Here is a 22,716-nt window from a genome sequence, read left to right as displayed (position 1 = left end):
GCTATTTCTTTAACAAGTCACGCAGGTTGGCAATACCTGTCTGGCCCTTCTGTTGTCGCTCTTCCTTACTGACTTTCGGTTTTTTACTCTCCCAAACCATGTCATCCTGAGGTAACTCATATAGGAATCGGCTGGGTTCGGGCTGGGAGATTTCACCGTATTGCCGGCGCTCCTTGGCAAGGGTAAAGAACAGTTCGCGCTGCGCCCGTGTGATACCCACGTAAGCCAGACGCCGCTCTTCCTCAATATTGTCTTCGTCAATACTGCTTTGGTGAGGCAATAAGCCTTCTTCCATGCCCACCATAAACACATAAGGGAATTCGAGACCTTTTGACGCGTGCAGTGTCATTAACTGAACCTGATCGCTGTCCTCATTGTCTTCTCCTCGCTCCATCATATCCCGTAAAATGAGACGGTTGACCACTTCTGGCAACGTCATGGGCGCTTCCAGTTCGTCCCCTTCCAGCATGTTTGAAATCCAGCCAAACAAAGTGCTGATATTGCTCATACCCATTTCAGCGGCTTTAGGACTGGTGCTGGTGGCATACAACCATTCTTCGTATTGCATGCTCTTGATCATTTCTCTGATACCGGCTTGTGTATCGCCGCGCATGACATTGTCTGACAAGGTCACAATCCATCGACTGAAGTTCTCAATGGCGGTTAAACCCTTACCCTGAATGACACTACCCAACTGTGGATGGCACGCGGCTTCAAACAGGGAAACATGTAGTTCATTGGCAAAATTACCCAGCTTTTCCAGTGTGGCCCTTCCAATACCCCGCGTTGGCGTATTGATGATTCGCAGTAAGGCGTTGTCATCATCCTGATTCACCAGCAGGCGCAGATACGCCATGATATCTTTGATCTCGGCTCGGGCAAAAAAGGACATGCCGCCACTGATTTTGTAAGGAATCCGGTTGCTCATCATGACTTTTTCAAAGAGTCGGCTCTGATGATTCCCCCTATATAAGACTGCATAGTCTTTATACTGGGTGCCATTCATAAATTTGTGCGCCATCAACTCGGCCACTACGCGTTCGGCTTCATGGTCTTCGTTTTTCGCCATTAATACTTTAAGGGGATCACCGTAGCCCAGCTCTGAGTAGAGCTTTTTCTCAAACACGTGTGGATTATTCTGAATCAGGATATTGGCGCAATGCAGTATGCGTCCTGAAGAACGATAATTCTGCTCCAGTTTTATCACCCGCAGAGAGGGAAAGTCTTTTTGCAACAGAATCAGATTCTGAGGCTTGGCGCCACGCCAGGAATAGATGGACTGATCATCATCACCGACCACGGTAAATCTTGCCCTTTCTCCGACCAACAGGCGAACCAATTCGTATTGACTGGTATTGGTATCCTGGTATTCATCTACCAGCATGTAACGCACCCGCTTTTGCCATTTCTGACGGACATGCTCTTTATGTTGCAACAACAACGTGGGGAGCATAATCAGGTCATCGAAATCGAGCGCATTGTAGGCGCGCAGATTCTGCTGATAGCGAAGGTAAAACTGGGCGAATTCCTGCTCCCCGGCGGAGAGCGCCCGCTTTTGTAGTTGCTCGGGGGGAATCAGATCGTTCTTCCAGGAAGAAATACAATTTTGTAAAAGGAATAGTTGTTCTTTATCACCATCAAGCTGCTCCATGGTAAGGTCTTTAAGCAGCGCCATGCTGTCTTTGTCATCAAACAATGAGAAGCCCGGTTTCAGGCCCAGCTCTTTGACTTCAGACTTGATAATATTCAGACCCAAGGTATGGAAGGTGGAAATCTTGAGTCCACGGGACTCTTGCTTACCCAGTGTTTGTGCCACACGCTCTTTCATTTCGCGCGCGGCTTTATTGGTAAAGGTGACGGCAAGAATGTAGCGTGCAGGAACATCACAGTCGCGCACCAGATAGGCGATTTTGTTAGTGATCACCCGTGTTTTGCCACTGCCGGCTCCAGCCAGAACCAGACAGGGACCGGAAATAAAACTCACCGCGTCATTTTGTGCAGGATTGAGTTTCATGCGTGCCCTATATGGAAGCTGATCACATCGTCGATACGGGAGTGATTCAGGGCCAGCATCACTAGCCGGTCAACACCCACGGCGACGCCGGCACAATCCGGTAAACCATATTGCAGGGCAGCAAGCAGGTGCCGATCAACAGGCTTTTGCGGTCTGTTGTTGAGGCACCGTTTATGATTATCCTGCTCGAAGCGACGTTGTTGCTCTTTGGCATCCTGAAGTTCGTGAAAGCCATTGGCCAACTCAATGCCCTTATAATACAGCTCAAAACGTTCGGCAACGCGCGGGTCCTTGTCGCTAAGGCGTGCAAGGGCGGCCTGCGATGCCGGAAAGTCATAAATAAAGCAAGGGGTAGTCTGACCAATGGCGGGCTCTACCACCTCACAGAACAGCAGCTGAAGTAGTGTGTCCTTGTCTTGTTCGTGCCTCACCAGTGTTGCATGTCCCCGCTCTATTGCAAGCTGGCGTAATTGCTCGATATCCGCAGTGAGTGGATCAACCTTCAATTGATGTGAGAAAGCCTGCTGATACGTCAGCTTTTCGGCAGGACCACAACCACATAGCTGTTGCATCAGTTCATCCAGCTCCTGCATGAGCTGGTGATGATCAAAGCCTGGTCGGTACCATTCGAGCATAGTGAATTCAGGGTTATGAAAACGGCCGGACTCTTCATCACGAAATGCTTTGCAGATCTGATAGATAGGGCCACTTCCGGCCGCCAACAGACGTTTCATTGCATACTCAGGAGAGGTCTGCAGATACAAAGGTGTCGCATCCGCTGAACCAGGATGACTCAAGACTGTAGTGAAACTGTGTAAATGCTGATCGGTTACCGTGCCATGGGACAAGCAGGGGGTTTCAACTTCTAACACATCACGGTGGGCGAAGAACTGACGTATTTTAGCCAACAGCGCGGCGCGTTGCTTCAGAACTGCGATGTCGGCGCTGGGGCGCCAGCTGGATTGACTGACAGAGTCGGCCATGGAAGAGAAATATCCTGATGGTTCAGCCCACCCTGGGTGGGCTGAATATTAACCTAACGATCTTATTTCTGGGCCCGGGATACGTACTCGCCGCTGCGGGTATCCACTTTGATCACTTCGCCGGTTTGCACAAACAAGGGTACTCGCACCACGGCACCCGTGGCCAGTGTGGCAGGCTTACCGCCTGTGCCGGCGGTATCGCCCTTAAGGCCCGGATCGGTTTCTGTGATTTCAAGTTCCACAAAATTGGGGGCCGTTACACTAATGGGCGCGCCATTGAACAGTGTCAGGGTGCAGACATCATTCTCCACCAGCCATTTTGCATTGTCACCCACGGCCTTACTATCGGCGGCTATCTGTTCGAAGGTTTCATTATTCATGAAGTGCCAGAACTCACCATCGTTATACAGATAGGCAAGATCGATATCGACGACGTCGGCACCCTCTACCGTATCGCCGGATTTGAAGGTTTTTTCCAGAACTTTGCCGGAAATCAATTTGCGAATTTTAACCCGGTTAAACGCCTGCCCTTTACCTGGCTTTACGTATTCATTTTCCAGGACATTACAGGGTTCACCATCAAGCATGATTTTTAACCCAGCTTTAAACTCATTTGTGCTGTAAGATGCCATTTTTTCCTCATTACTATTCGAACGCACAGTATTGGCGCAGATGATACCTAATATTATCGAACCTGTAGAGGTTTCCTGGCAAAAAGAATTGGCGCAAGCCTACCGGGATCCCAAAAAACTCCTGCAAGACCTGCAACTGGACCCCGCTGAATACGAGAGCGGTTTTGCTGCCAGAAAGCTTTTTCCGGTGATGGTGCCAAGGCCCTTCATGCGTCGCATGCAAAAGGGTAATCCTGAGGACCCCTTGCTCAGACAAGTGATCACTGACCCCAGAGAGTTTCAGGACGTACCCGGATACAGTACCGATCCACTGGATGAGCAGCACTCTGCGGTTCCTGGATTGTTGCACAAATACCAGAGTCGGGTGCTGATGATTGTACGGGGTGGTTGTGCGGTAAATTGCAGATATTGTTTCCGTCGCCACTTTCCTTATGCCGACAATGCCCTGTCCAGAGGAGACTGGCAGCATGCGCTGGACTATATTGCTGCAGATAAACGCATTGACGAAGTGATCTATTCCGGTGGTGACCCTTTGATGGCCAAAGATGACTTTCTGGCCTGGTTGACCGGGCAGGTTGAAGGTATAGCGCATGTACAGCGGCTGCGTATTCACAGCCGTTTGCCGGTTGTTATTCCTTCAAGGTTAACTCCGGCATTGATTGACTGGTTTTGTGGTGGTCGACTTAAACCGGTTCTGGTACTGCACATCAATCACGCTAATGAAATTGACCAAGCGTTGGCAGATAAACTCTCGGCGTTGCGTCAGGCCGGTGTCACACTTTTAAACCAGGCGGTCTTATTAAAAGGAGTCAACGACTCTGTGACGGCACAGGTGAATCTCAGTGAAGCGCTATTTCGGGTGGGGGTGTTGCCGTATTACCTTCACTTGCTGGATAAAGTTCAGGGGGCAGCGCATTTCGACATGCAGGAGCAGCAAGCCAGAGAGATAATGGCGGGTATAATAAGGCGTTTACCGGGTTACCTGGTGCCAAAGCTCGTCAGAGAAATTGGCAATCAGCCCGGCAAAACACCTTTGGACTTACATCTTCATCCTGACTCTGGAAAGTCAGGTGACTTATCAGGCGAAAGTATCGATAGTCGAGCCTAACGCAGGATCCGCCGAAGAAGGTTTGGGTACGCCAGCGGCTGAATCCAGCAGCTGAAGCGCCTGTTTGCCTTCTTCTTCTTGCTGATTCTTAGCAAGTTTTGCAGAACGCAATTCTACAGACGCGTCGGACATTCCAGAGGTGCTTGCACCTTGTAGTTCCATACCTTTATTCCTCTAACAGCTTGTGAGTAAAATGAAAAACAGGCAGAATTGCCCGCCTTCGAACTGTTATCGACCCCGCGTGAGTGTTCTTTAGCAAAAAATTCAGGTTTTTTTACATATGCAGTCAGTCATCGACAAATTGAAAGAAAACATGCAGCTGATTTATCGGCGTGCACTGGATGCCGACAAGGCTCTGGCCAGCCTACAACAGTCTGGTAAAGGGAAGTTTCAGCATGTTTTTGCTGAAGACGCAGGATTTACCGTGCGTAGCAAACGCTTTTCCCCTTATGTAGAAGAGTTGGGGCAGCAAATGATTGAACTTGAGTCCACCGACAATAAAGCAGAATTTGAACAACGTCTGATTCCTCTGGTAAAAAAAATGGAACTCATGCTGCTGACTCTGACGAATTTTCAGCAAAGTCTGAAAGACAAATAGTTGTCGGCCACTGCGCAGCCTGCATTGCACACCATTCCTCTATTCAGTCATCCTGTGGGTGTGGTCTTCGCAGCACCCTAACGGGAGTCTGACCCCCGGTGTTTTCCCAAGCTGGTGGTATCCCCCTGTTCTTCTTGTATTCAGACAATGCAATGCCCAGAGCCATGTATGGTGGAATTTTGTACAATCCAGGCCATACTTAGCAGGGTAGGTGAGTGGGAGTTTGGTCATGGAAATCAATGCAATCAATGCGAAGCTGAATATTGACTTCGGCAAGTCTGAACCTGTTGGTTCGCCGCCGACAGACAAGCCCAATGCGTTTGGTATCGGTGAGGCCAACAAGCCTCAGGTTGAACTCTCTCCTCAGGCTAAGATTTTACAGCAAACTGAACAACGCCAGCAGGAGCGCCAACAGAGTCTTGCCGCCCGGCCCAGCGAAGACAATGATGAGACCTCGGCTGAGCTAAACAATGATTTTGTCAGGGTCTCCAGCAGTTTGGGTGAATCCGCTCAGGCAAATAACCTTAATAGCGAAAAAGCCGCAGAACTATACCGCTCCATTGAAAAAATGCTGTAGATCATTTGCGTGAAGAGTGGACCTGTCATTTCACGTTATCTGATGTAGTTGTTAGTAAGAGGGCGCCAGTTTTGCGTGTATGCGGGCACAAAAAATGCCAGTCAGTATCACTGACCGGCATTGGCGAGGGAGCACCGAGATGGCTATTTGCTATTTAGCCGATATTCAGAAAAGGTGTCGCTGAACCAGTCTCTAAGCATGTTTTTTTCATAGCGCAGTGGCTCACTGTCAAAAAACGGGTTATGTCTGTCCTGAAACGTCATGTCTTTGAGTTTAACCTCGTCCTCTGACAACAGCGTCTTCCCATCAGCGTCAGTCAACTGATAAGCAAAGGCCATCCGGGGTATGTCGATGCGCTTAATCAATCGCACATCCGATGCCGAGTTCAGACCCACAAAGCTGCCCGGCCAGACCTGTCCGGCTAAATCCAGATCCTTAACAGTCATGTCCAGTTTATATCCATCTGGCAGTGACTCGGCCAGTTCTATGATATAGTCCTGTAGCTGCTTAATCGTACGCTCCCTGAACTTGCTACGGGACTCATTGGCGGCTCTGATATCTATAAAGTTTTCTGGCTCATGCCAGTTAATCTCAACTTCTGCCTTGGCATAGGCCGTGGCACTCATACTCATTGTGGTGATCACAATCATTGCTAATACTGATTTCATTGCATTCTCCAGCGTGCTGATTTTATTACCAATAACCATAGTAAGAGTGTAACGGTTTCAACTGAATTTACCCTGAATAAGCGTGATGTTCGGTGACCAGTGATTTGTGACGATTTGTAATTTCCAGGTGTCTGATTTCCTCCCCTCTGGTACTCTCAGAGGGTTATTCTGGAGGCATTATGAAAACCCTTAACCTCAGCATTGGTTTGTTGTTACTGACACTGATATGGCGACCTGTTTGGGGCTGTGAACCCGAATTGGGACAGTGTGTCGACAAGCAGGACTGGCAGCTGGGTGTGGCGCTGGGACTGGGGTTGCGCACCAACCCGTTGCAGGATGGTGACAATATTCCGTTAGTGCTGTTACCGGACATTGCCTGGTATGGTGAGGCGTTTTATCTGGACAATGATGAGCTGGGGTACCAGTGGTATGATTCAGGGAAGTATGCGCTGGAAACCTTTGTTAATCTGAATAAGGAAGCGGCGTACTTTAAGTACTTTCATCCCTCAAATCTGCTTTTTTCGAGCTTTTCAATCAATAGCAGTTTTATTGGGCCGGCGACTACTGAGCAACTCAGGGTGTCTAAAGATGATGTGGCCACCCGGCGATGGGCACTGAATGGCGGGGTAAGGTTGCACATCAGGCAGGCCCATGGCGAATGGCGGGTGAGTGGCGTCACCGATGTAACCAATGTGCATCAGGGCCATCAGTTTGCCCTGAGCTACAGTCGAATCTGGCAGGCACAGGATTGGCGTGTCGTTGTCACACCCTCTTTAACCTGGAAAAGCGCGGCATTGACAGATTATTATTATGGTCTGGATGCCAGAGACGGGGTAATGAGCCGCTTTTATTTCAATGGCCGAGGCGGCTGGCAACCCGGGTTGGATATGACCATAACCCGGCCTTTGTCGGATAAATGGTTATTGCTGGTTAAGGCCAACTGGACGGGGTTGCATGGAGGCATGACTGACAGTCCACTGGTTCAGGATGATCATATTAATACGTTTTTCGTGGGCGCAGCCTACCGATTCTGAAGAGAAATTACGTGAAGCAAAAAGGATTGTGGCTGACATTCTGGCTGATACTGGGCTGGCCGTCTGTACTTAAGGCAGAACCTGCTGGCTGGCGGGTGCAGCCGAGTATCTGTGTGGTTGAACAGATAGGTGATGCCTGCGAATTACAGTTGAACATCCGTCTTTGGGGCGATATTCCACAGCACAGCTGTCTTTTTCTCAAAGACACGATGCTGGAGTGCTGGTCTGTGCCGTCAACGCATCTGCGTGTGAATCTGGAATTCAGGGAAGCCTCTGTCATCAGTATGCGAGACAGCGATGATCGTACCCTGCTTGAAGAAACTCTCGAAATTAAATCTCTGAGTCGCATTCGTCAGCGAGTCAGAACCCCATGGAGTGTGTTTTGATGGCGACAGTGTTTTTAGTTGAGGATGATATGCGTCTCAGTCAGCTTACCGCTGACTTTCTGCGCAACCACGACTTAACGGTCAGACAGTTTGCAGACGGTTCCAATCTGCTTAGCCATATTCGTGAGGAACGTCCGGACATTTTGCTGTTGGACGTCATGTTGCCCGGAGAAGATGGATTTTCGTTGTGTCGCACTGTACGGCGTGAATATGATGGTCCTGTGCTGTTTCTGACGGCGCGGGATACCAATTTTGACCAGGTCCTGGGCTTGGAGTTGGGGGCCGATGATTATGTTATCAAGCCTGTTGAACCAAGGGTGTTACTTGCCAGAATCAATGCGTTGCTGAGGCGTGTGCAAAAGGACCCTGCGGCCAAAAACCATGACCAGCTTCAATTCGGTAAGTTGCAGATAGATCGCGCTTCGCGCAAGGTGATGTTGGGGCAGGAGGCAATACAACTCACCAGTCATGAATTTGATCTGTTGTGGATGCTGGCCGAGAACGCTTCTGAATTGGTGGAACGGGAAAAGATTTACACAGAATTAATCGGCCGGGAATACGATGGCTTAGATCGCTCTGCAGACGTTCGTATTTCGCGATTGCGTAAAAAACTGAATGATAATCAGAAGAATCCCCAACGCATTAAAACCATCTGGGGCAAAGGGTTTTTCTTTGTCGCCGATGCCTGGGAGTAGTGTTCTGAGCCGGTCATTCCAGTACGGGCTCGTCAAGGGGGGCTGATGGCACGCCTGTTTATCAGTCTCTACCTGTTTATCGTACTCTCGCTAATTGGGCTGGCAGCCTTGTTAGATCAGGTTTTTTTTGCAACGGATAATCAGACCGATCCCTGGGTCAATGCCAGTGCTGCGCTGCTCTCCGTTTCCACCCATGAAAATGCTCAACAGCCAATGCTGCAGGCCGGTCTGAAAATCAACTGGCTTGAGGCCGACAGTATTGCCTGGCCTGAAGACGTCCGTACGCGTTTGTCTCAGGGCGAAACGGTTATCCTCTATGATCCTGAATTAGGTCAGCAGTTATATAAGCTTCATGCTCCTAATCAATTAATGCAGGTGTACAGCCCCGTTAACCGCACCACGGACTTTTGGTTGTACAGCAGTGTTTTCTTTGGATTGCTGGCGGTACTGCTGTCCTTATGGATTTGGCCATTGTGGCGGGATTTGCTCAAGCTTAAAAAAGCGTCCAGTTCCCTGAAACAGGACGGTTCTCTGCCTGCCCTCTCGGTTAATCCGGCTTCAGCGCTGGCGGGGATTATGGGCTCTTTTAACCAGCTGGGTACTGAAATTAAGTCACTAATACAGCGGCAGCGGGAATTAACCGGTGCTGTGGCTCATGAGCTCAGAACGCCGTTATCCAGACTGAAATTTGCTCTGGCAGCGGAGCCTCAACCCGGCTCTTCTCCGTGGCAGGATATGAATCGTGATGTGTCTGAGCTGGAAAGTCTGATACAGGAAATGCTCGATTATGCGAGTATGGAGCACACGGCTCCGGAGATGGATTACTCTGCCTTACCCTTGCAAGAGCTGATCGATTCGGTGGTGAGGCGACTAAGGTCGCCTGCCAATGCACACCTGGATATTGAGATTAAAGTCGGCGATCTGGAACTGCTGGGGGATGGCTATTTCGTCCAGCGAGCGCTGCAAAATGTTATACAAAATGCGCTGCGTTACGCTACGAGGCGGGTGGTGGTCAGTGTAAAACAGGATGATGACTGGCTGTGTATATGCATTGATGATGATGGCCCGGGTGTGGCCGAACAAGATCGTCAGCGCATCTTCGAACCCTTCTTTCGCCCCGACAGCAGTCGGGCCAGAACCCGTGGCGGTGCAGGATTGGGGCTGGCCATTGTCAGTCGTATTCAGCAGTGGCATGAAGGAAGTTGTCGGGTAGAAAATGCGCCCTCAGGGGGCGCACGTTTTGTTCTGTGTTATCCTGCCCGACAGCAGGACTAGACCAGTCTTCGAGTTATTTACCGGCTTCTCTTTCGATGGCTCGCCACGCGATATCTTTGCGGCAGAACATGTTGTTCCAGTGAATATGAGCCGCCAGTTTGTAAGCCTGCTGCTGTGCCTCGCTGACACTGTGGCCCATGGCGGTGGCACAGAGTACCCGCCCACCATTGGTCACGATCTTATCGTCCTGCACTTTGGTTCCGGCGTGAAAGACTTTGGCGGTCTCTGACTCACCCTCACCCAGACCGTGAATTTCATCACCTTTGCTATAGCTTGCCGGATAGCCACCGGCAGCCAATACCACACCCACAGCGGCACGGGGGTCGAAGCTGATTTTTGCCTGATCCAGTTTCCCCTCAAGGGCCAACTCGCATAACTGCACTAAATCTGATTGTAAACGCAACATAATGGGCTGGGTTTCCGGATCACCAAAGCGACAGTTGTATTCAATCACTTTCGGTTCACCCTGGTCGTTGATCATGAGTCCGGCATACAGAAAACCAGTATAAGGATGGCCTTCAGCCGCCATGCCACGAACAGTGGGGTAGATGACTTCGTCCAGTATGCGTTGATGAACCTCTGGTGTTACAACCGGAGCCGGAGAATAGGCACCCATACCACCGGTGTTGGGACCAGTATCCCCGTCGCCCACACGTTTGTGATCCTGACTGGTGGCAAACGGCAACACATGTTCACCGTCTACCATAACGATAAAGCTGGCTTCTTCGCCCTGTAGAAATTCTTCAATCACTACCCGGCTTCCGGCCTCGCCAAAGGCATTGTCGGCGAGCATGTCGCGAATAGCGGCTTCAGCATCCGCCTCCGTCATGGCAACGATCACCCCCTTGCCGGCAGCCAGTCCATCCGCTTTCACCACGATGGGGGCGCCCTGTTCGCGCACATAGTCAATGGCAGGCTGAATCTCCGTAAAGGTCTGATACGCTGCTGTGGGAATCTGGTGACGGGCGAGAAAGTCTTTGGTGAAGGCTTTCGATCCTTCCAATTGCGCGGCACCCTTGGTGGGCCCAAAACAAGGTAAACCGGCTTCGGTAAAGCTATCAACAATACCCATTACCAGCGGGGCTTCAGGGCCGACGATCGTTAACTCAACCTTGTTTTTCTGCGCGAAGTCTAACAATTCAGCGATATTTTCAGCGCTGATGTCGACATTTTTAAGCTTGCTCTCAGTGGCTGTGCCTGCATTGCCGGGGGCGACAAACACTTTGCTGACCCGTTCTGACTGTGCGGCTTTCCAGGCCAGCGCGTGCTCACGGCCACCACCACCAATCACCAGAATATTCATAGTTCGTCCTCTAGGTTGATATCCGTATCGGGATATCATGATTTAAGCTTGGCTGCGGACGGCAACACCGTCCGCCTTACTCGGGGTTGGGGATCAGTGACGGAAGTGTCGCATACCCGTAAATACCATAGCCATGTCATGTTCGTCGGCCGCCGCGATCACTTCGTCATCCCGCATTGATCCGCCGGGCTGGATCACCGCAGTAATACCCGCAGCTGCAGCCGCATCAATGCCATCGCGGAACGGGAAGAAGGCGTCAGATGCCATGACCGAACCGGACACCTCGAGATTTTCATCGGCCGCTTTGATACCGGCGATCTTGGCGGAATATACCCGGCTCATCTGGCCGGCACCTACGCCTATGGTCATGCTGTCCTGACAATAAACGATGGCGTTAGACTTAACGTATTTGGCCACTTTCCAGGCAAATAACAGGTCTTTGAGCTGTTCTTCAGTGGGCTGGCGTTTGGAGACCACTTTGAGATCCTCCAGTTCCACCATGCCAATATCTCTGTCCTGAACCAACAAGCCACCATTGACTCGCTTCAAATCGAATTCTTCGGTGAGCTGCCCCTGCCAGTCACCACATTCCAGTACCCGTACATTTTTCTTTTCTTCGCAGACGCGGGCCGCTGCTTCACTGATTTGCGGGGCAATAATCACCTCGACAAACTGGCGTTCAATGATGGCACGGGCGGTTTGTTCGTCCAGCTCCCGGTTAAAGGCAATGATGCCACCAAAGGCAGACGTTGGATCGGTTTTGAATGCCCGATCGTAAGCTTGCAGCAGATTTTCGCCCAGAGCTACGCCACATGGATTAGCATGTTTCACGATGACACAGGCTGGCTCAGAGAATTCTTTGACACATTCCAGAGCGGCATCGGTATCGGCAATGTTATTGAATGACAGTGCTTTGCCCTGAAGTTGTCTTGCGGTGGCAACTGACGCCTCAGCAGGCTCCGCTTCAGTGTAGAAAGCCGCAGACTGATGACTGTTTTCGCCGTAACGCAAATCCTGCTGCTTGATAAACTGCATATTCAGCGTGCGAGGGAAATCGCTTTCCTCACCCTCGACCTGCTCAGTACTGTGTTCTGTGTTTTGCACCATGGTGCCGAAATAATTAGCAATCATGCCATCATACTGCGCCGTGTGCTCAAAGGCGGCGATAGCAAGGTCAAAGCGGGTTGGTTGTGTCAGGCTGCCGCTGTTGTCCTGCATTTCTTGCAGTACCCGGGCATAATCCTGGCTGTTAACAATAATGGCCACATCATTATGGTTTTTTGCAGCGGCTCTGACCATAGTGGGCCCGCCGATATCAATGTTTTCGATGGCATCTTCGAGACTGCAGTCCTGGTTGGCAACGGTCTTGGCAAAGGGATACAGGTTAACGACCACCATATCGATGGGTTGAATCTGCTGTGCCTGCATCACTTCATCGTCCTGACCGCGACGCCCCAATATGCCCCCATGGACCTTTGGATGTAAGGTTTTAACCCGGCCGTCCATGATCTCCGGATGACCGGTATAATCTGATACTTCAGTAACCTTGATACCATTTTCAGACAGCAAACGGGCTGTGCCGCCGGTAGATAACAGTTCAACGTCCATGGCGGCCAACGCCGTGGCAAACTCGACGATACCGGTTTTGTCAGAGACACTGAGTAAGGCACGACGAACGGGTTTTGGGTTCTCCATCAAGATGTCCTCTTGGAAAGCTAACGAATAACGAGATTGAAGTAAAAAGAGCACGCTTTGCGTGCTCTTTTCGAAGTGGCGATAGCCGTCTTAGTTCATGCCGTACTGCTTCAGTTTTTTGCGCAGTGTACCGCGGTTAATGCCCATCATAATCGCGGCGCGGGTTTGGTTACCGCGGGTGAAGGTCATGATTTCTTCCAATAGCGGCGCTTCAACTTCAGCAAGAACCAGGTCATACAGGTTCTCGATATTGGTGTTATCCAGTTGCTTAAGGTACTTATTGACGGCCTGCTTGACCGAGTCGCGGAGCGGCTTCTGAGCCTGAGTCTGAGAAGGTGTGGTTACAGTCGTTGTAAAAGGAGAAGTCACGTTTTGATCAAACATAATGCTGTCTTGCTCTTTAGTTAGTGATAGTTGGCAACTGTGTCGGTATGAAGTACCGATTCAGCTAACGCATCAAAATACAGGTTCAACGCATCAATCTGCTCATGGGCATCATCGATGGCATTGAACGCGGGACGAAACCGACGTTCCTGGTCGTGTTCCGCCAGATACCAGCCCACATGCTTGCGGGCAATTCTGGCTCCCATAAATTCACCATAAAACTGATGAACATTTTGGATGTGTTCCAGCATAATCTGCCGGATCTCATCCAGAGGTGGCGCGGGTAGCAATTCGCCGGTTTTCAGAAAATGGCTGATTTCACGGAATATCCAGGGTCTGCCCTGGGCACCTCGTCCAATCATGATGGCATCTGCACCCGTTTGTTCCAGCACCTGACGTGCTTTATGGGGCGTGCGGATGTCGCCATTGGCCACCACAGGTATATTGACCGCCTGCTTGATGGCTCTGATGGTGTCGTATTCCGCATGACCTTTGTACATACAGGCGCGGGTTCGACCGTGAACCGCAAGCGACTGAATGCCATTGGCTTCAGCGATACGGGCAATATCAACACCATTTCTGTGGTCAGGATCCCAGCCGGTGCGGATTTTCAGCGTGACGGGAACATCGACTGCTGCCACCACTGCTTTAACAATTTCCTCAACCAGTTGTGGTTGCCTTAACAAGGCGGATCCTGCCAGCTTCTTATTCACTTTCTTGGCCGGACACCCCATATTGATATCGATGACCTGTGCACCGTTCTCTACATTATGGACTGCTGCCTGAGCCATCAATTCAGGCTCCGAGCCAGCTATCTGAACTGAGCGGATACCGCTTTCTCCTTCATGATCCATGCGTTGTCTGGATTTTTCAGATTTCCAGACCGCAGGATTGGAAGAAAGCATTTCAGATACCACCAAGCCCGCTCCCATGGATTTACACAGTTGCCGGAATGGCCGATCTGTGACTCCTGCCATGGGCGCCAGAATCAGATTATTTTCCAGAGTATAAGGACCAATCTTCATCACGCGATTGTGCAAAAATCACTCAGCTCGTTCAAAAGGGCGCTAAGTTTACGGTTTTTTTACGGCATTGAAAAGGCTATAAATTAAACAAAATGTCAGTTTTTTTACCATTTTGCTCTTGACACCTAAAAAGGCCATGATCCTGAGCCAGCTCAATGATTATGCGGCCTGGATGTTAATGAGCTGTAGCATTTTATGGCTTCAGGAGCGCTTTACCCCCGACACTCTGGCCCAGTCACCGTCAACGGCGATGGCATCCATGTCAAAATCCTGGGCATACAAATCATGGATGGCCTGAGCCTGTTCCTGCAGTATGCCTGAAAGTGCCAGTAGCGTGCCCGGACGGCAGTAGTCGGTGATGACCTCTCGCAACTCACGCAAAGGGCCGGCGAGAATGTTGGCAACCACGACATCCGCTTGCAGTGTGGGTTGTTGCTCTGGCAGATAGAGCTCAATGCGGTTGGCCACCTCATTGCGCCTGGCATTCTCCTGGCTGGCCTGAACTGCCTGGGGATCGATATCAATGCCAATGACGCGCGCCGCGCCGAGCTTGAGTGCCGCGATTCCCAGAATGCCCGAACCACAGCCAAAGTCGACGACGGTTTTGCCAGCCAACTCCAGACCGTCAAGCCATTTAAGGCAAAGGGCTGTGGTAGGGTGGGTGCCGGTACCAAATGCCAGCCCGGGATCGAGCATCACATTGACTGCGTCGGGGTCGGGAACATCACGCCAGCTCGGACAGATCCATAGCCGCTTGCCAAACTGAACCGGATGAAAATTGTCCATCCATTCCCGCTCCCAGTCTTTGTCCTCCAGTGGGTCCAGTGTCACTAAGGTATCTGGTGGCGCCAACGTCTTAATCCTGGTGAGCACGGGTGACATCTCTTCGCTGGCATCAAAAAGCCCGATAACCTGAGTATCCGGCCATAACTGCACTTCGCCGGGTTTAGGCTCATACCAGGGGGTGTCTTTGGCATCAACAAAGGTCACTGCCTGCGCACCCAGTTCAGAAAGGGCCTCGCCGAGTGCTTCAGCGCGTGAAGCTTGGGTATTGATACGTAGTTGGATCCAGGCCATGACGATCTCCGGGGAAAGGGTAAGAAGTGGTGATATAAAAAAGCCAGACGAACATGTCGTCTGGCTGATAGTTATACAGATGCTGGGTTATCAGCCTTTCTGAAGTCCCAGTTTCTTCTCCAGGTAATGGATATTGGTGCCACCATTTCTGAAGTTTTCATCCGCCATTATACGCTTTTGTAGTGGCACATTGGTTTTGATGCCTTCAACGACCAGTTCATCCAATGCGTGTCGCATTCTGGCAATGGCCACATCACGGTTTTCACCATAAGTAATCAGTTTACCAATCATGGAATCATAATTGGCAGGCACGGTATAACCGGCATAGATATGTGAATCCCAGCGCACGCCCAGACCTCCGGGTGAGTGGAACATTTCAATTTTACCCGGAGAGGGTAGGAAGCGCTCTGGATCTTCGGCGTTGATACGGCATTCAATCGCATGACCGCGCACCTGAATCTGCGACTGTTCAATGGCCAGGGGTTGTCCGGCCGCAATGCGCAATTGTTCCTTGATCAAATCCACGCCCGTGATCATCTCCGTAACCGGATGTTCCACCTGAATACGGGTGTTCATTTCGATGAAGTAGAACTCGCCGTTTTCGTAGAGGAACTCAAAGGTACCGGCACCACGATAGCCAATTTCGATACAGGCACGGCGGCAACGATCACCGATTTTTTCGCGCATTTCGGCAGTGATACCCGGTGCAGGCGCTTCTTCCACAACTTTCTGGTGGCGGCGTTGCATGGAACAATCTCGTTCACCTAAGTGAATGGCATTGCCCTGTCCGTCGGCCAGTACCTGAATTTCCACATGGCGGGGGTTCTCCAGGAACTTTTCCATGTACACCATATCATTACCAAATGCCGCGCCGGCTTCGTTTTTGGTCATGGCGATAGCCTGCTGCAGCTCCGCTTCGCTGCGCACCACTCGCATGCCCCGACCGCCGCCGCCACCTGCGGCTTTGACAATAATCGGATAACCGATGCGTTTAGCAATGGCTTTGTTCTTCGCTTCGTCATCATCCACCGGGCCGTCTGAACCCGGTACACAAGGTACACCGGCCTTTTTCATCGCATTAATGGCTGAGACTTTGTCTCCCATTAAGCGGATGGTGTCGGCTTTGGGTCCGACAAAGACAAAACCACTTTTTTCAACCTGCTCTGCAAAATCGGCATTCTCAGATAAAAAGCCATAGCCCGGATGTATGGCAATGGCATTACTGACTTCGGCAGCGGCAATAATGGCCGGTATATTGAGGTAACTCTGGGTGGCAGAGGGAGCCCCAATGCAAATGGATTCATCGGCCAGCAATACATGCTTGAGGTTGCGGTCCACAGTAGAATGTACTGCTACCGTCTTAATTCCCAGCTCCTTGCAGGCGCGTAATACCCGCAGCGCAATTTCGCCACGGTTGGCTATCAGTACTTTATCCAACATATCCATTCGCCTGCTTATTCGATTACGAACAGAGGCTGATCAAATTCAACCGGTTCCTGATTTTCAACCAGAATCTGTTTGATGACACCCGCTTTATCCGCTTCGATTTGATTCATCATCTTCATGGCTTCAACAATACAAAGGGTATCGCCAACCTTGACGCTGGAACCTACCTCTACAAAATTCTTTGAACCCGGGGAAGAAGCACGGTAGAAGGTACCAACCATGGGCGAGCGCACAATGTGACCAGCGGGCTCTTCTGCTGCGGCGGGTGCCTCTGCGGCCGGTGCTGGAGCAGGTGCCGCAGGTTGAGCAGGCGCTTGAGGTGGATAGGGTTGCGCATAATGAACCGTCGGAGCAGAGCTTCCCCTGTGAATTCTTACTGACTCTTCACCCTCTGTAATTTCCAATTCAGCCACACCGGACTCTTCGACCAGTTCAATTAGCTTCTTTATTTTTCGAATATCCATGGTTCTATCTCTCTTATTTTATTTCATTGTTAACTGTCGTTACGGACATGCTCGATGGCAGCCTGTAACGCAAATTCATAGCCCTGGGCACCAAATCCACATATCACCCCCTTGGCGATGTCACTCAGGTAAGAGTGCTGGCGGAACGATTCTCTGGCATGCACATTGGACAGGTGTACTTCTATAAAGGGAATGTTGACACCGAGTAGGGCATCTCTGAGCGCAACGCTGGTATGCGTAAACGCGCCCGGATTGATAATAATCACGTCAATCACTCCCATCGCCCCGTGGATAGCATCAATAAGCACATGCTCGGCATTCGATTGAGTGTGCGTAAGCGTGCCACCGGCTTTTATGGCTTGTTCTTCCATTGTCTGAACGATGTCCTCCAACCCCTGATTACCGTAAATATGCGGCTCTCGCTGACCCAGCAAGTTAAGGTTCGGACCATTCAACAGTAAAAAGTTCACGAAAATGCGTCCAATTGTTGTTAAAAGTCTATGTTTGACTATTTTTAATCGAATTGCGAATAAAAATGACTTAGGCTGTATAAAAAACACCCTGAGCGGGCTTGTTGATAGGACATTATAGAGGTTAATGCAGAAATCTCAGCAAAATACTGGTCTTATCAGCGACGTTTGCCACCAAGTTTGCTTGCATGGGTCGTCGGCTGAGTGCGGCAAGCTTGCGGCTCTGTTTATGAATAATTTGTTACATAATATAAGGGTGTTAAACTCTGTCTATCAAATCCTAAAAACGCCTACCCGGCTCTGAGGTGCTGTCGCTGCCGTGTTAATACTTTCTCCTCTTATTCGTTTGCTGATGTTGAGTGCTGGCTTGTTACTGTGTTTATCACTCAGTGCCGCTCCCGTGGCGACCGTGGAAAACCCAAAACTTGAACGGGTAGCAACGGAAGAGGGACTGGCTCAGGGCTCCATCAATAACATGTTGCAGGACGCGCAGGGATTTATCTGGCTGGCGACTGAGGCGGGCCTCAGTCGGTACGACGGATATCGTGTGCTCAATTATCAGGGGCGGGGTGACAAGCTGACCAGTAAGATCATTTATGGCTTGTATCAGCACAGCAATGGGGAGCTCTTTATTGGCACTGAGAGTCATGGCCTTTATCGGCTTGATCCCAATCGCGGCGATGTTGAGAAGATCTTAGTCCACAATTTTGACAGTGAACCGGACTTACCTCAGGTAGTGGATAACATTATCGAGGATGAACAGGGTAATTTGTGGTTGGGCTTGCTGGAAGACATATTGTATCTGGATATTCAAAGCGGTGAGTCCCAGGTTCGCTATTCGCTGGCAGAAAAAGAACGGGCGGCGCACGAAGCCATACGCGAGATTGAGTATTACCAGGGTTACCTGTTTATCGGCACCTCTGCCGGACTGAGAGTGATGGATCCAGACAGCGGACGTGTCACTCACCTCAATCTTGATAATGCACGCCAGGGCCGCCACAGTCGTAATATCAAACAACTCCATGTTGATAAACAGGGCCAGCTATGGGTCGGGACGGTATCCGGATTATTTCGCTTTACCGCCGAACAAATCAACGCGCTGCTTAATGACAACACCCAAGCCGTTGCAGAATTGATGGTAGAGGATCTGAATATCTGGCATATCTTGCCTGATGGCCAGGATTTACTGCTGGCCACCAACCTGGGGTTATATCGCTGGCACGCAACAGGAGAACTGGAGTTTGTGCTGCGGCTCAGTGACAGTCTGTACCACATTTCTGATAACAGCATATTGCAACTTCTTAAAGACCACCGTGGCAATCTATGGTTTGCCACTAAGACAGATGGTGTCTTTCGCTGGTCACCTGACTCGGCGCACTTTGATAATCTGCATAAGAATAGTCGCTATGGTGCTGAACTTAACCACGATACCATCTGGAGTCTGCATCAGGATTCGCAGGGAAAGCTGTGGATTGGCAGCGAAGATGGACTGAACCGTTACGACCCCGACACTCAGGAAATGCTCTCCTTTCCGTTTAATCTCAAAGATCAGCCCGCCGGAGCATGGGAGTATGGGGCGTTGCAGATCCTGCCCGCACAAGATGGCAAACTGTGGGTGGATGCGCGCTCCTCATTGCGCCTTTTTGACCCCACACAAGGGACAATCATAGAGACCCCTCTGCAGGACAAGATGCCGGACTATCCCTGGGGAGCAATGGCAGACTCGGAAGGAAACTTGTGGTTTGTTGCCAGCGATGGGTTTTATTCTTATCGGCCGAAGAGCGGTGAGCTGGTTCGTATTGAGTCTTTGAATGGCATGCTGGATCCGGCCTGGTCCCATGGCTTTATTGGTACTTACCCAGGTCAGCCAGACAGACTGATGATTTCCATGACAGGCAGCCTGTGGACCTTCAATCCGAAGACAGGCGACCTTACCAAGTTACACGAAATGGAAGAAAGTCAGATAAGCGCCTACCAGGGACCCGAGTCGGTGGTGGTAGATGACTTTGGCACACTCTGGATAACCTATTCAGGCTATGGTCTGTTTGGTCTGGATGCACAAACACTGAAACAGAAGTACCTGTACCGGAAGCAAAATAAGCTTTCCTCTGACGATGTTTACGGGCTGCAGCTGGATGATGCCGGATACCTGTGGATGAGTTCCCATGCCGGCTTAATGCGTCTGAATACCCAGACTCAGCATATTCGCCACTTTACGCATGCCGACGGACTGGCCACCAATGAATTTAATGGTGGCGCGTTTACCCGCTTAAAAGATGGGCGCATGGTGTATGGCTCGATGAAAGGCTTTACGCTGTTCGATCCGTCTGACTTTGTTGATGAGACCAGGGAAACCCCCGCTGTGCTGATTACCGAGCTGGACTTGCTGTCTTCACCACTGCAATTGCCATTGATGAATTTAAGTGGTCAGGATCTGACTTTAGAACATGATGATGTCGGACTACTGGTACGCTTTTCCACCCTGGATTATGGCAATCTGAAACAGACCCGTTATCAGTATCGCATCAAAGGGGCCGACAATATCGAGTATCCGTCCAGTCGGGACGCTGAAGTGTTAATCCCAAAACTGCGCGCTGGTCGGCATCAGTTTAGTGTTACCGCTATTGATCCTGACACCGGTGAGGCCGGGCCACCGGCAACGCTCTCTATCAGGGTTAAGTATCCGCCCTGGGGCTCTCCTGTTGCTTACACGCTATATGTTTTATTAGTGATTGTATTACTGGGTTTGTGGTGGCGAAGGAAAACCCAGCAGGCCCGGGAACTTTTTGCTGCCCATCAGGCTTTGCAGATGCGGGAAAAACAGCTGCAACTGGCGCTTTCCGGCAGCAATAGTGGTGTCTGGGACTGGCAGAGTGATACCGGCATGATGTATCAGCCGAGGCTGAAGGAATTAGGGTATGGCGATGGCGAACGTATCAGCATCGAACACTATATGGAAATTTTGCATCCTCACGATCGTCCCACGTTTGAACATGCCTGGTCTCGTTTTATTCAGGGGGAACTGGAGTACTTCGACCTCAGTTACCGTGTTCGAAGCGACGATAATCAGTGGCATTGGTACCGTGATCTGGGGCGCGTGGTGGAGCGTGACAGTGATGGCAGCACTACGCGTATCAGTGGCACCTGCACCGATGTGACAAACACCCGGATCAATGAAGAAAAGCTGCGCTTATTTGGTGAGGCTTTCCGCCATACCCGGGATTGGGTGGTCATCTTTAATAATGAGCGTCTGCCCATCGCCGCGAATCAGGCATTCTGTGAAGCGCTGGGGATTGATTCAGAAGCCGATATTGGCTTGCAGTTGCAAAGCTTTATCAGCAATGAGCAAAAACTGTTTTATCGTCGGGTGATGGATGAGCTGGAGGCGGGGCAGCACTGGCGCGGTGAGCTGGATATTAAGGGTCAGGACAACAAGCTCCATCATCTGATGGTAAGCATCAATGCCGTATCCGCAGAATCTACGGGTGAGATCAGTCACTATATCGTTGTGATGACTGACATCAGCGTACAGAAAAGCGCACAGGAAGAGCTGCGATTATTAGCCAATTACGACAGTCTGACCGGTCTGCCTAATAGGAACCTGTTATTGGATCGTATTCAGCATGGGATCGATCATGCCAGGCGCACGAAACAACAAGTGGCAGTGCTGTTCATTGATCTGGATAAGTTTAAACAGGTCAACGACTCGCTCGGACATGAAGCGGGTGATCAACTGCTGCTTGAAGTCACGGCGCGTCTTAAAGGCAGTCTGCGCCTTGACGATACCGTGGGACGCTTAGGCGGTGATGAGTTTGTGGTAGTGATTGAGAATCTTAGCGATCGCTCTCGCCTTGCTACTTTGGCCCGTAAGATTATCAGTGAAATTGACCAATCCATCTCGATTGGCAATCACAAGGTCAGCGTGTCAGCCAGTATCGGTATTGCTGTGTACCCTGAAGATGCGCAGGAACCTGCCGATTTATTGAAGTCTGCTGATATTGCCATGTATCAGGCCAAAGCAAGTGGACGCAATCGCCATCAGTATTTCACCAGCAAAATGAATCAGCAGGTGCACAGCAAATTGCTGATGGAGAACCGTCTTAAAGATGCCTTTAAAAAGGGCGAGTTTGAAAACCATTATCAGCCCATCGTCGACATTGAGTCGGGCCAGACTGTCGGGTTTGAGCTCTTACTGCGCTGGCGTTGCGATGGCCAGATGATTTCACCCGGAGAGTTTATTCCTCTTGCCGAAGAGCTTGGGCTGATTGTGCCCATGACCTGGCAGGCTATGGACAGAGGCATGCTCGCCTTATCCCACTGGCATGCCACGGGTAACAAGCCCTATCTTGCTATAAACCTCTCCGCCAAGCATTTTGAGGCGGGTTTACGGCCTGAAGAGGTCTTATCGCGGTTACAGTGTTATCAGCTACCGGTTTCAGCAATCCGCTTTGAGATTACAGAAGGCGTATTGATGAAAGACTATGATAAGGCCCGAAGCTGCATGCAAAAGCTGCATGGCGCGGGATTACGCTTCTCATTAGATGATTTTGGTACCGGTTACTCGTCTCTGAAATACCTCAAAGACTTCCCAATTCAGACGATCAAGATTGACCAGAGTTTCGTCCGGGATATCGGTGTTGACCACAATGATGAAGCCATCATTAAGACCACGCTGCTGATGGCTGAAAGCCTGAATATGAACTGTGTGGCCGAGGGCATAGAGACGGCGCAACAGGTAGCATTTTTCAAACAGCAAGGCTGTCGACTGCTGCAAGGCTTTATCTTCTCTCGTCCGCAACCGGCTAGTGAAATCCCGGCGATGCTGGATACAGACTGGCGCACAATCAGCGCCTTACATAAGCCTGAGAGAGATTGAGTCTAA

At 50.5% G+C, this 22,716-nt stretch carries 21 protein-coding genes; 8 read left to right on the top strand and 13 right to left on the bottom strand.

Annotated features, from left to right (window positions below):
* Position 1: 1 nt before the first annotated feature.
* The 3 genes from rep to efp all read right to left on the bottom strand — a co-directional run bounded on the left by rep (position 2) and on the right by efp (position 3,629).
* Entirely contained in the window at positions 2–2,014 is a 2,013-nt protein-coding gene (rep, locus tag CCY32_RS08215) for a DNA helicase Rep (RefSeq protein ID WP_088330103.1), read from the bottom strand.
* Positions 2,011–2,997 (bottom strand): elongation factor P--(R)-beta-lysine ligase, encoded by a 987-nt coding sequence (epmA, locus tag CCY32_RS08210; RefSeq protein WP_088330102.1) that lies wholly within the window; start codon positions 2,995–2,997, stop codon positions 2,011–2,013. Before epmA ends, rep begins: the two co-directional genes overlap by 4 nt.
* Positions 2,998–3,059: 62 nt before the next feature.
* Positions 3,060–3,629, bottom strand: a complete 570-nt coding sequence (gene efp, locus CCY32_RS08205; RefSeq protein WP_088330101.1) for an elongation factor P — start codon at positions 3,627–3,629, stop codon at positions 3,060–3,062.
* A 31-nt stretch (positions 3,630–3,660) separates the two neighbouring features.
* On the opposite strand from efp, the gene epmB reads away from it, so the two are divergent.
* Positions 3,661–4,737, top strand: coding sequence for an EF-P beta-lysylation protein EpmB (gene epmB / locus CCY32_RS08200; protein ID WP_088330100.1), 1,077 nt, complete (start codon positions 3,661–3,663; stop codon positions 4,735–4,737).
* Here epmB and CCY32_RS08195 read toward each other — a convergent pair.
* Entirely contained in the window at positions 4,708–4,899 is a 192-nt protein-coding gene (locus tag CCY32_RS08195; RefSeq protein WP_088330099.1) for a hypothetical protein, read from the bottom strand. The two genes, epmB and CCY32_RS08195, sit on opposite strands and share 30 nt — an antisense overlap.
* Before the next feature lie 118 nt (positions 4,900–5,017).
* Here CCY32_RS08195 and CCY32_RS08190 point away from each other — a divergent pair, with 118 nt between their 5' ends.
* Both CCY32_RS08190 and CCY32_RS08185 read left to right on the top strand, forming a co-directional pair.
* Positions 5,018–5,335, top strand: a complete 318-nt coding sequence (locus tag CCY32_RS08190; RefSeq protein WP_088330098.1) for a hypothetical protein — start codon at positions 5,018–5,020, stop codon at positions 5,333–5,335.
* A gap of 229 nt (positions 5,336–5,564) precedes the next feature.
* A complete protein-coding gene (locus CCY32_RS08185) occupies positions 5,565–5,912 on the top strand; it encodes a hypothetical protein (RefSeq protein WP_088330097.1) in 348 nt (115 codons plus the stop codon).
* A gap of 143 nt (positions 5,913–6,055) precedes the next feature.
* Here the strand turns inward: CCY32_RS08185 and CCY32_RS08180 are convergent, their stop codons facing one another.
* Entirely contained in the window at positions 6,056–6,580 is a 525-nt protein-coding gene (locus tag CCY32_RS08180) for a DUF3016 domain-containing protein (RefSeq protein ID WP_088330159.1), read from the bottom strand.
* 179 nt (positions 6,581–6,759) lie between these two features.
* Here CCY32_RS08180 and CCY32_RS08175 point away from each other — a divergent pair, with 179 nt between their 5' ends.
* The 4 genes from CCY32_RS08175 to CCY32_RS08160 are packed head-to-tail and all read left to right on the top strand — an operon-like array spanning position 6,760 to position 9,970.
* On the top strand, positions 6,760–7,614 hold the full coding sequence (locus CCY32_RS08175; RefSeq protein WP_088330096.1) for a MipA/OmpV family protein: 855 nt from the start codon (positions 6,760–6,762) through the stop codon (positions 7,612–7,614).
* A gap of 11 nt (positions 7,615–7,625) precedes the next feature.
* Positions 7,626–8,000: a DUF3019 domain-containing protein gene (locus CCY32_RS08170; RefSeq protein WP_168171457.1), complete on the top strand. Its 375-nt coding sequence runs from the start codon at positions 7,626–7,628 to the stop codon at positions 7,998–8,000.
* A complete protein-coding gene (locus CCY32_RS08165; RefSeq protein ID WP_088330094.1) occupies positions 8,000–8,695 on the top strand; it encodes a response regulator in 696 nt (231 codons plus the stop codon). Before CCY32_RS08170 ends, CCY32_RS08165 begins: the two co-directional genes overlap by 1 nt.
* Before the next feature lie 45 nt (positions 8,696–8,740).
* Positions 8,741–9,970 carry an ATP-binding protein gene (locus CCY32_RS08160; protein WP_088330093.1) on the top strand — a complete coding sequence of 410 codons (1,230 nt, stop codon included), beginning with the start codon at positions 8,741–8,743 and terminating at the stop codon, positions 9,968–9,970.
* A 13-nt stretch (positions 9,971–9,983) separates the two neighbouring features.
* Here CCY32_RS08160 and purD read toward each other — a convergent pair whose 3' ends face one another.
* The 8 genes from purD to aroQ form a co-directional block, all read right to left on the bottom strand.
* A complete protein-coding gene (purD, locus tag CCY32_RS08155; RefSeq protein ID WP_088330092.1) occupies positions 9,984–11,273 on the bottom strand; it encodes a phosphoribosylamine--glycine ligase in 1,290 nt (429 codons plus the stop codon).
* A gap of 93 nt (positions 11,274–11,366) precedes the next feature.
* Entirely contained in the window at positions 11,367–12,968 is a 1,602-nt protein-coding gene (gene purH, locus CCY32_RS08150; protein ID WP_088330091.1) for a bifunctional phosphoribosylaminoimidazolecarboxamide formyltransferase/IMP cyclohydrolase, read from the bottom strand.
* A 90-nt stretch (positions 12,969–13,058) separates the two neighbouring features.
* Positions 13,059–13,352 carry a DNA-binding transcriptional regulator Fis gene (gene fis, locus CCY32_RS08145; protein WP_062482953.1) on the bottom strand — a complete coding sequence of 98 codons (294 nt, stop codon included), beginning with the start codon at positions 13,350–13,352 and terminating at the stop codon, positions 13,059–13,061.
* A gap of 20 nt (positions 13,353–13,372) precedes the next feature.
* A complete protein-coding gene (dusB, locus tag CCY32_RS08140) occupies positions 13,373–14,377 on the bottom strand; it encodes a tRNA dihydrouridine synthase DusB (protein ID WP_088330090.1) in 1,005 nt (334 codons plus the stop codon).
* Between the two features lie 201 nt (positions 14,378–14,578).
* The gene (prmA, locus tag CCY32_RS08135; protein WP_088330089.1) at positions 14,579–15,454 is read right to left on the bottom strand and encodes a 50S ribosomal protein L11 methyltransferase; all 876 of its coding nucleotides are present in this window, start codon (positions 15,452–15,454) and stop codon (positions 14,579–14,581) included.
* A gap of 90 nt (positions 15,455–15,544) precedes the next feature.
* A complete protein-coding gene (gene accC, locus CCY32_RS08130) occupies positions 15,545–16,894 on the bottom strand; it encodes an acetyl-CoA carboxylase biotin carboxylase subunit (RefSeq protein ID WP_088330158.1) in 1,350 nt (449 codons plus the stop codon).
* Between the two features lie 14 nt (positions 16,895–16,908).
* Positions 16,909–17,364: an acetyl-CoA carboxylase biotin carboxyl carrier protein gene (accB, locus tag CCY32_RS08125; RefSeq protein ID WP_088330088.1), complete on the bottom strand. Its 456-nt coding sequence runs from the start codon at positions 17,362–17,364 to the stop codon at positions 16,909–16,911.
* A gap of 29 nt (positions 17,365–17,393) precedes the next feature.
* Positions 17,394–17,834: a type II 3-dehydroquinate dehydratase gene (aroQ, locus tag CCY32_RS08120; RefSeq protein ID WP_210401705.1), complete on the bottom strand. Its 441-nt coding sequence runs from the start codon at positions 17,832–17,834 to the stop codon at positions 17,394–17,396.
* A gap of 319 nt (positions 17,835–18,153) precedes the next feature.
* On the opposite strand from aroQ, the gene CCY32_RS08115 reads away from it, so the two are divergent.
* Positions 18,154–22,710: an EAL domain-containing protein gene (locus CCY32_RS08115; protein ID WP_141096201.1), complete on the top strand. Its 4,557-nt coding sequence runs from the start codon at positions 18,154–18,156 to the stop codon at positions 22,708–22,710.
* Positions 22,711–22,716: the final 6 nt, after the last annotated feature.

Origin of the sequence: Lacimicrobium sp. SS2-24 (genome assembly GCF_002201535.1) — a bacterium.
In the GTDB taxonomy this organism is placed as follows: domain Bacteria; phylum Pseudomonadota; class Gammaproteobacteria; order Enterobacterales; family Alteromonadaceae; genus Lacimicrobium.
The sequence above is the reverse complement of the archived record's forward strand: the minus strand, read 5'-3'. Positions and strand labels throughout refer to the sequence as shown.

Excerpts from the sequence above, each read along its gene's own strand:
- purD (WP_088330092.1), bottom strand. The coding sequence starts at position 11,273 with ATGAATATTCTGGTGATTGGTGGTGGTGGCCGTGAGCACGCGCTGGCC.
- purH (WP_088330091.1), bottom strand. The coding sequence starts at position 12,968 with ATGGAGAACCCAAAACCCGTTCGTCGTGCCTTACTCAGTGTCTCTGAC.
- CCY32_RS08165 (WP_088330094.1), top strand. The coding sequence starts at position 8,000 with ATGGCGACAGTGTTTTTAGTTGAGGATGATATGCGTCTCAGTCAGCTT.
- CCY32_RS08190 (WP_088330098.1), top strand. The coding sequence starts at position 5,018 with ATGCAGTCAGTCATCGACAAATTGAAAGAAAACATGCAGCTGATTTAT.
- CCY32_RS08185 (WP_088330097.1), top strand. The coding sequence starts at position 5,565 with ATGGAAATCAATGCAATCAATGCGAAGCTGAATATTGACTTCGGCAAG.
- efp (WP_088330101.1), bottom strand. The coding sequence starts at position 3,629 with ATGGCATCTTACAGCACAAATGAGTTTAAAGCTGGGTTAAAAATCATG.
- CCY32_RS08180 (WP_088330159.1), bottom strand. The coding sequence starts at position 6,580 with ATGAAATCAGTATTAGCAATGATTGTGATCACCACAATGAGTATGAGT.
- CCY32_RS08160 (WP_088330093.1), top strand. The coding sequence starts at position 8,741 with ATGGCACGCCTGTTTATCAGTCTCTACCTGTTTATCGTACTCTCGCTA.
- rep (WP_088330103.1), bottom strand. The coding sequence starts at position 2,014 with ATGAAACTCAATCCTGCACAAAATGACGCGGTGAGTTTTATTTCCGGT.
- accC (WP_088330158.1), bottom strand. The coding sequence starts at position 16,894 with ATGTTGGATAAAGTACTGATAGCCAACCGTGGCGAAATTGCGCTGCGG.
- accB (WP_088330088.1), bottom strand. The coding sequence starts at position 17,364 with ATGGATATTCGAAAAATAAAGAAGCTAATTGAACTGGTCGAAGAGTCC.
- fis (WP_062482953.1), bottom strand. The coding sequence starts at position 13,352 with ATGTTTGATCAAAACGTGACTTCTCCTTTTACAACGACTGTAACCACA.
- prmA (WP_088330089.1), bottom strand. The coding sequence starts at position 15,454 with ATGGCCTGGATCCAACTACGTATCAATACCCAAGCTTCACGCGCTGAA.
- CCY32_RS08175 (WP_088330096.1), top strand. The coding sequence starts at position 6,760 with ATGAAAACCCTTAACCTCAGCATTGGTTTGTTGTTACTGACACTGATA.
- epmA (WP_088330102.1), bottom strand. The coding sequence starts at position 2,997 with ATGGCCGACTCTGTCAGTCAATCCAGCTGGCGCCCCAGCGCCGACATC.
- CCY32_RS08195 (WP_088330099.1), bottom strand. The coding sequence starts at position 4,899 with ATGGAACTACAAGGTGCAAGCACCTCTGGAATGTCCGACGCGTCTGTA.
- dusB (WP_088330090.1), bottom strand. The coding sequence starts at position 14,377 with ATGAAGATTGGTCCTTATACTCTGGAAAATAATCTGATTCTGGCGCCC.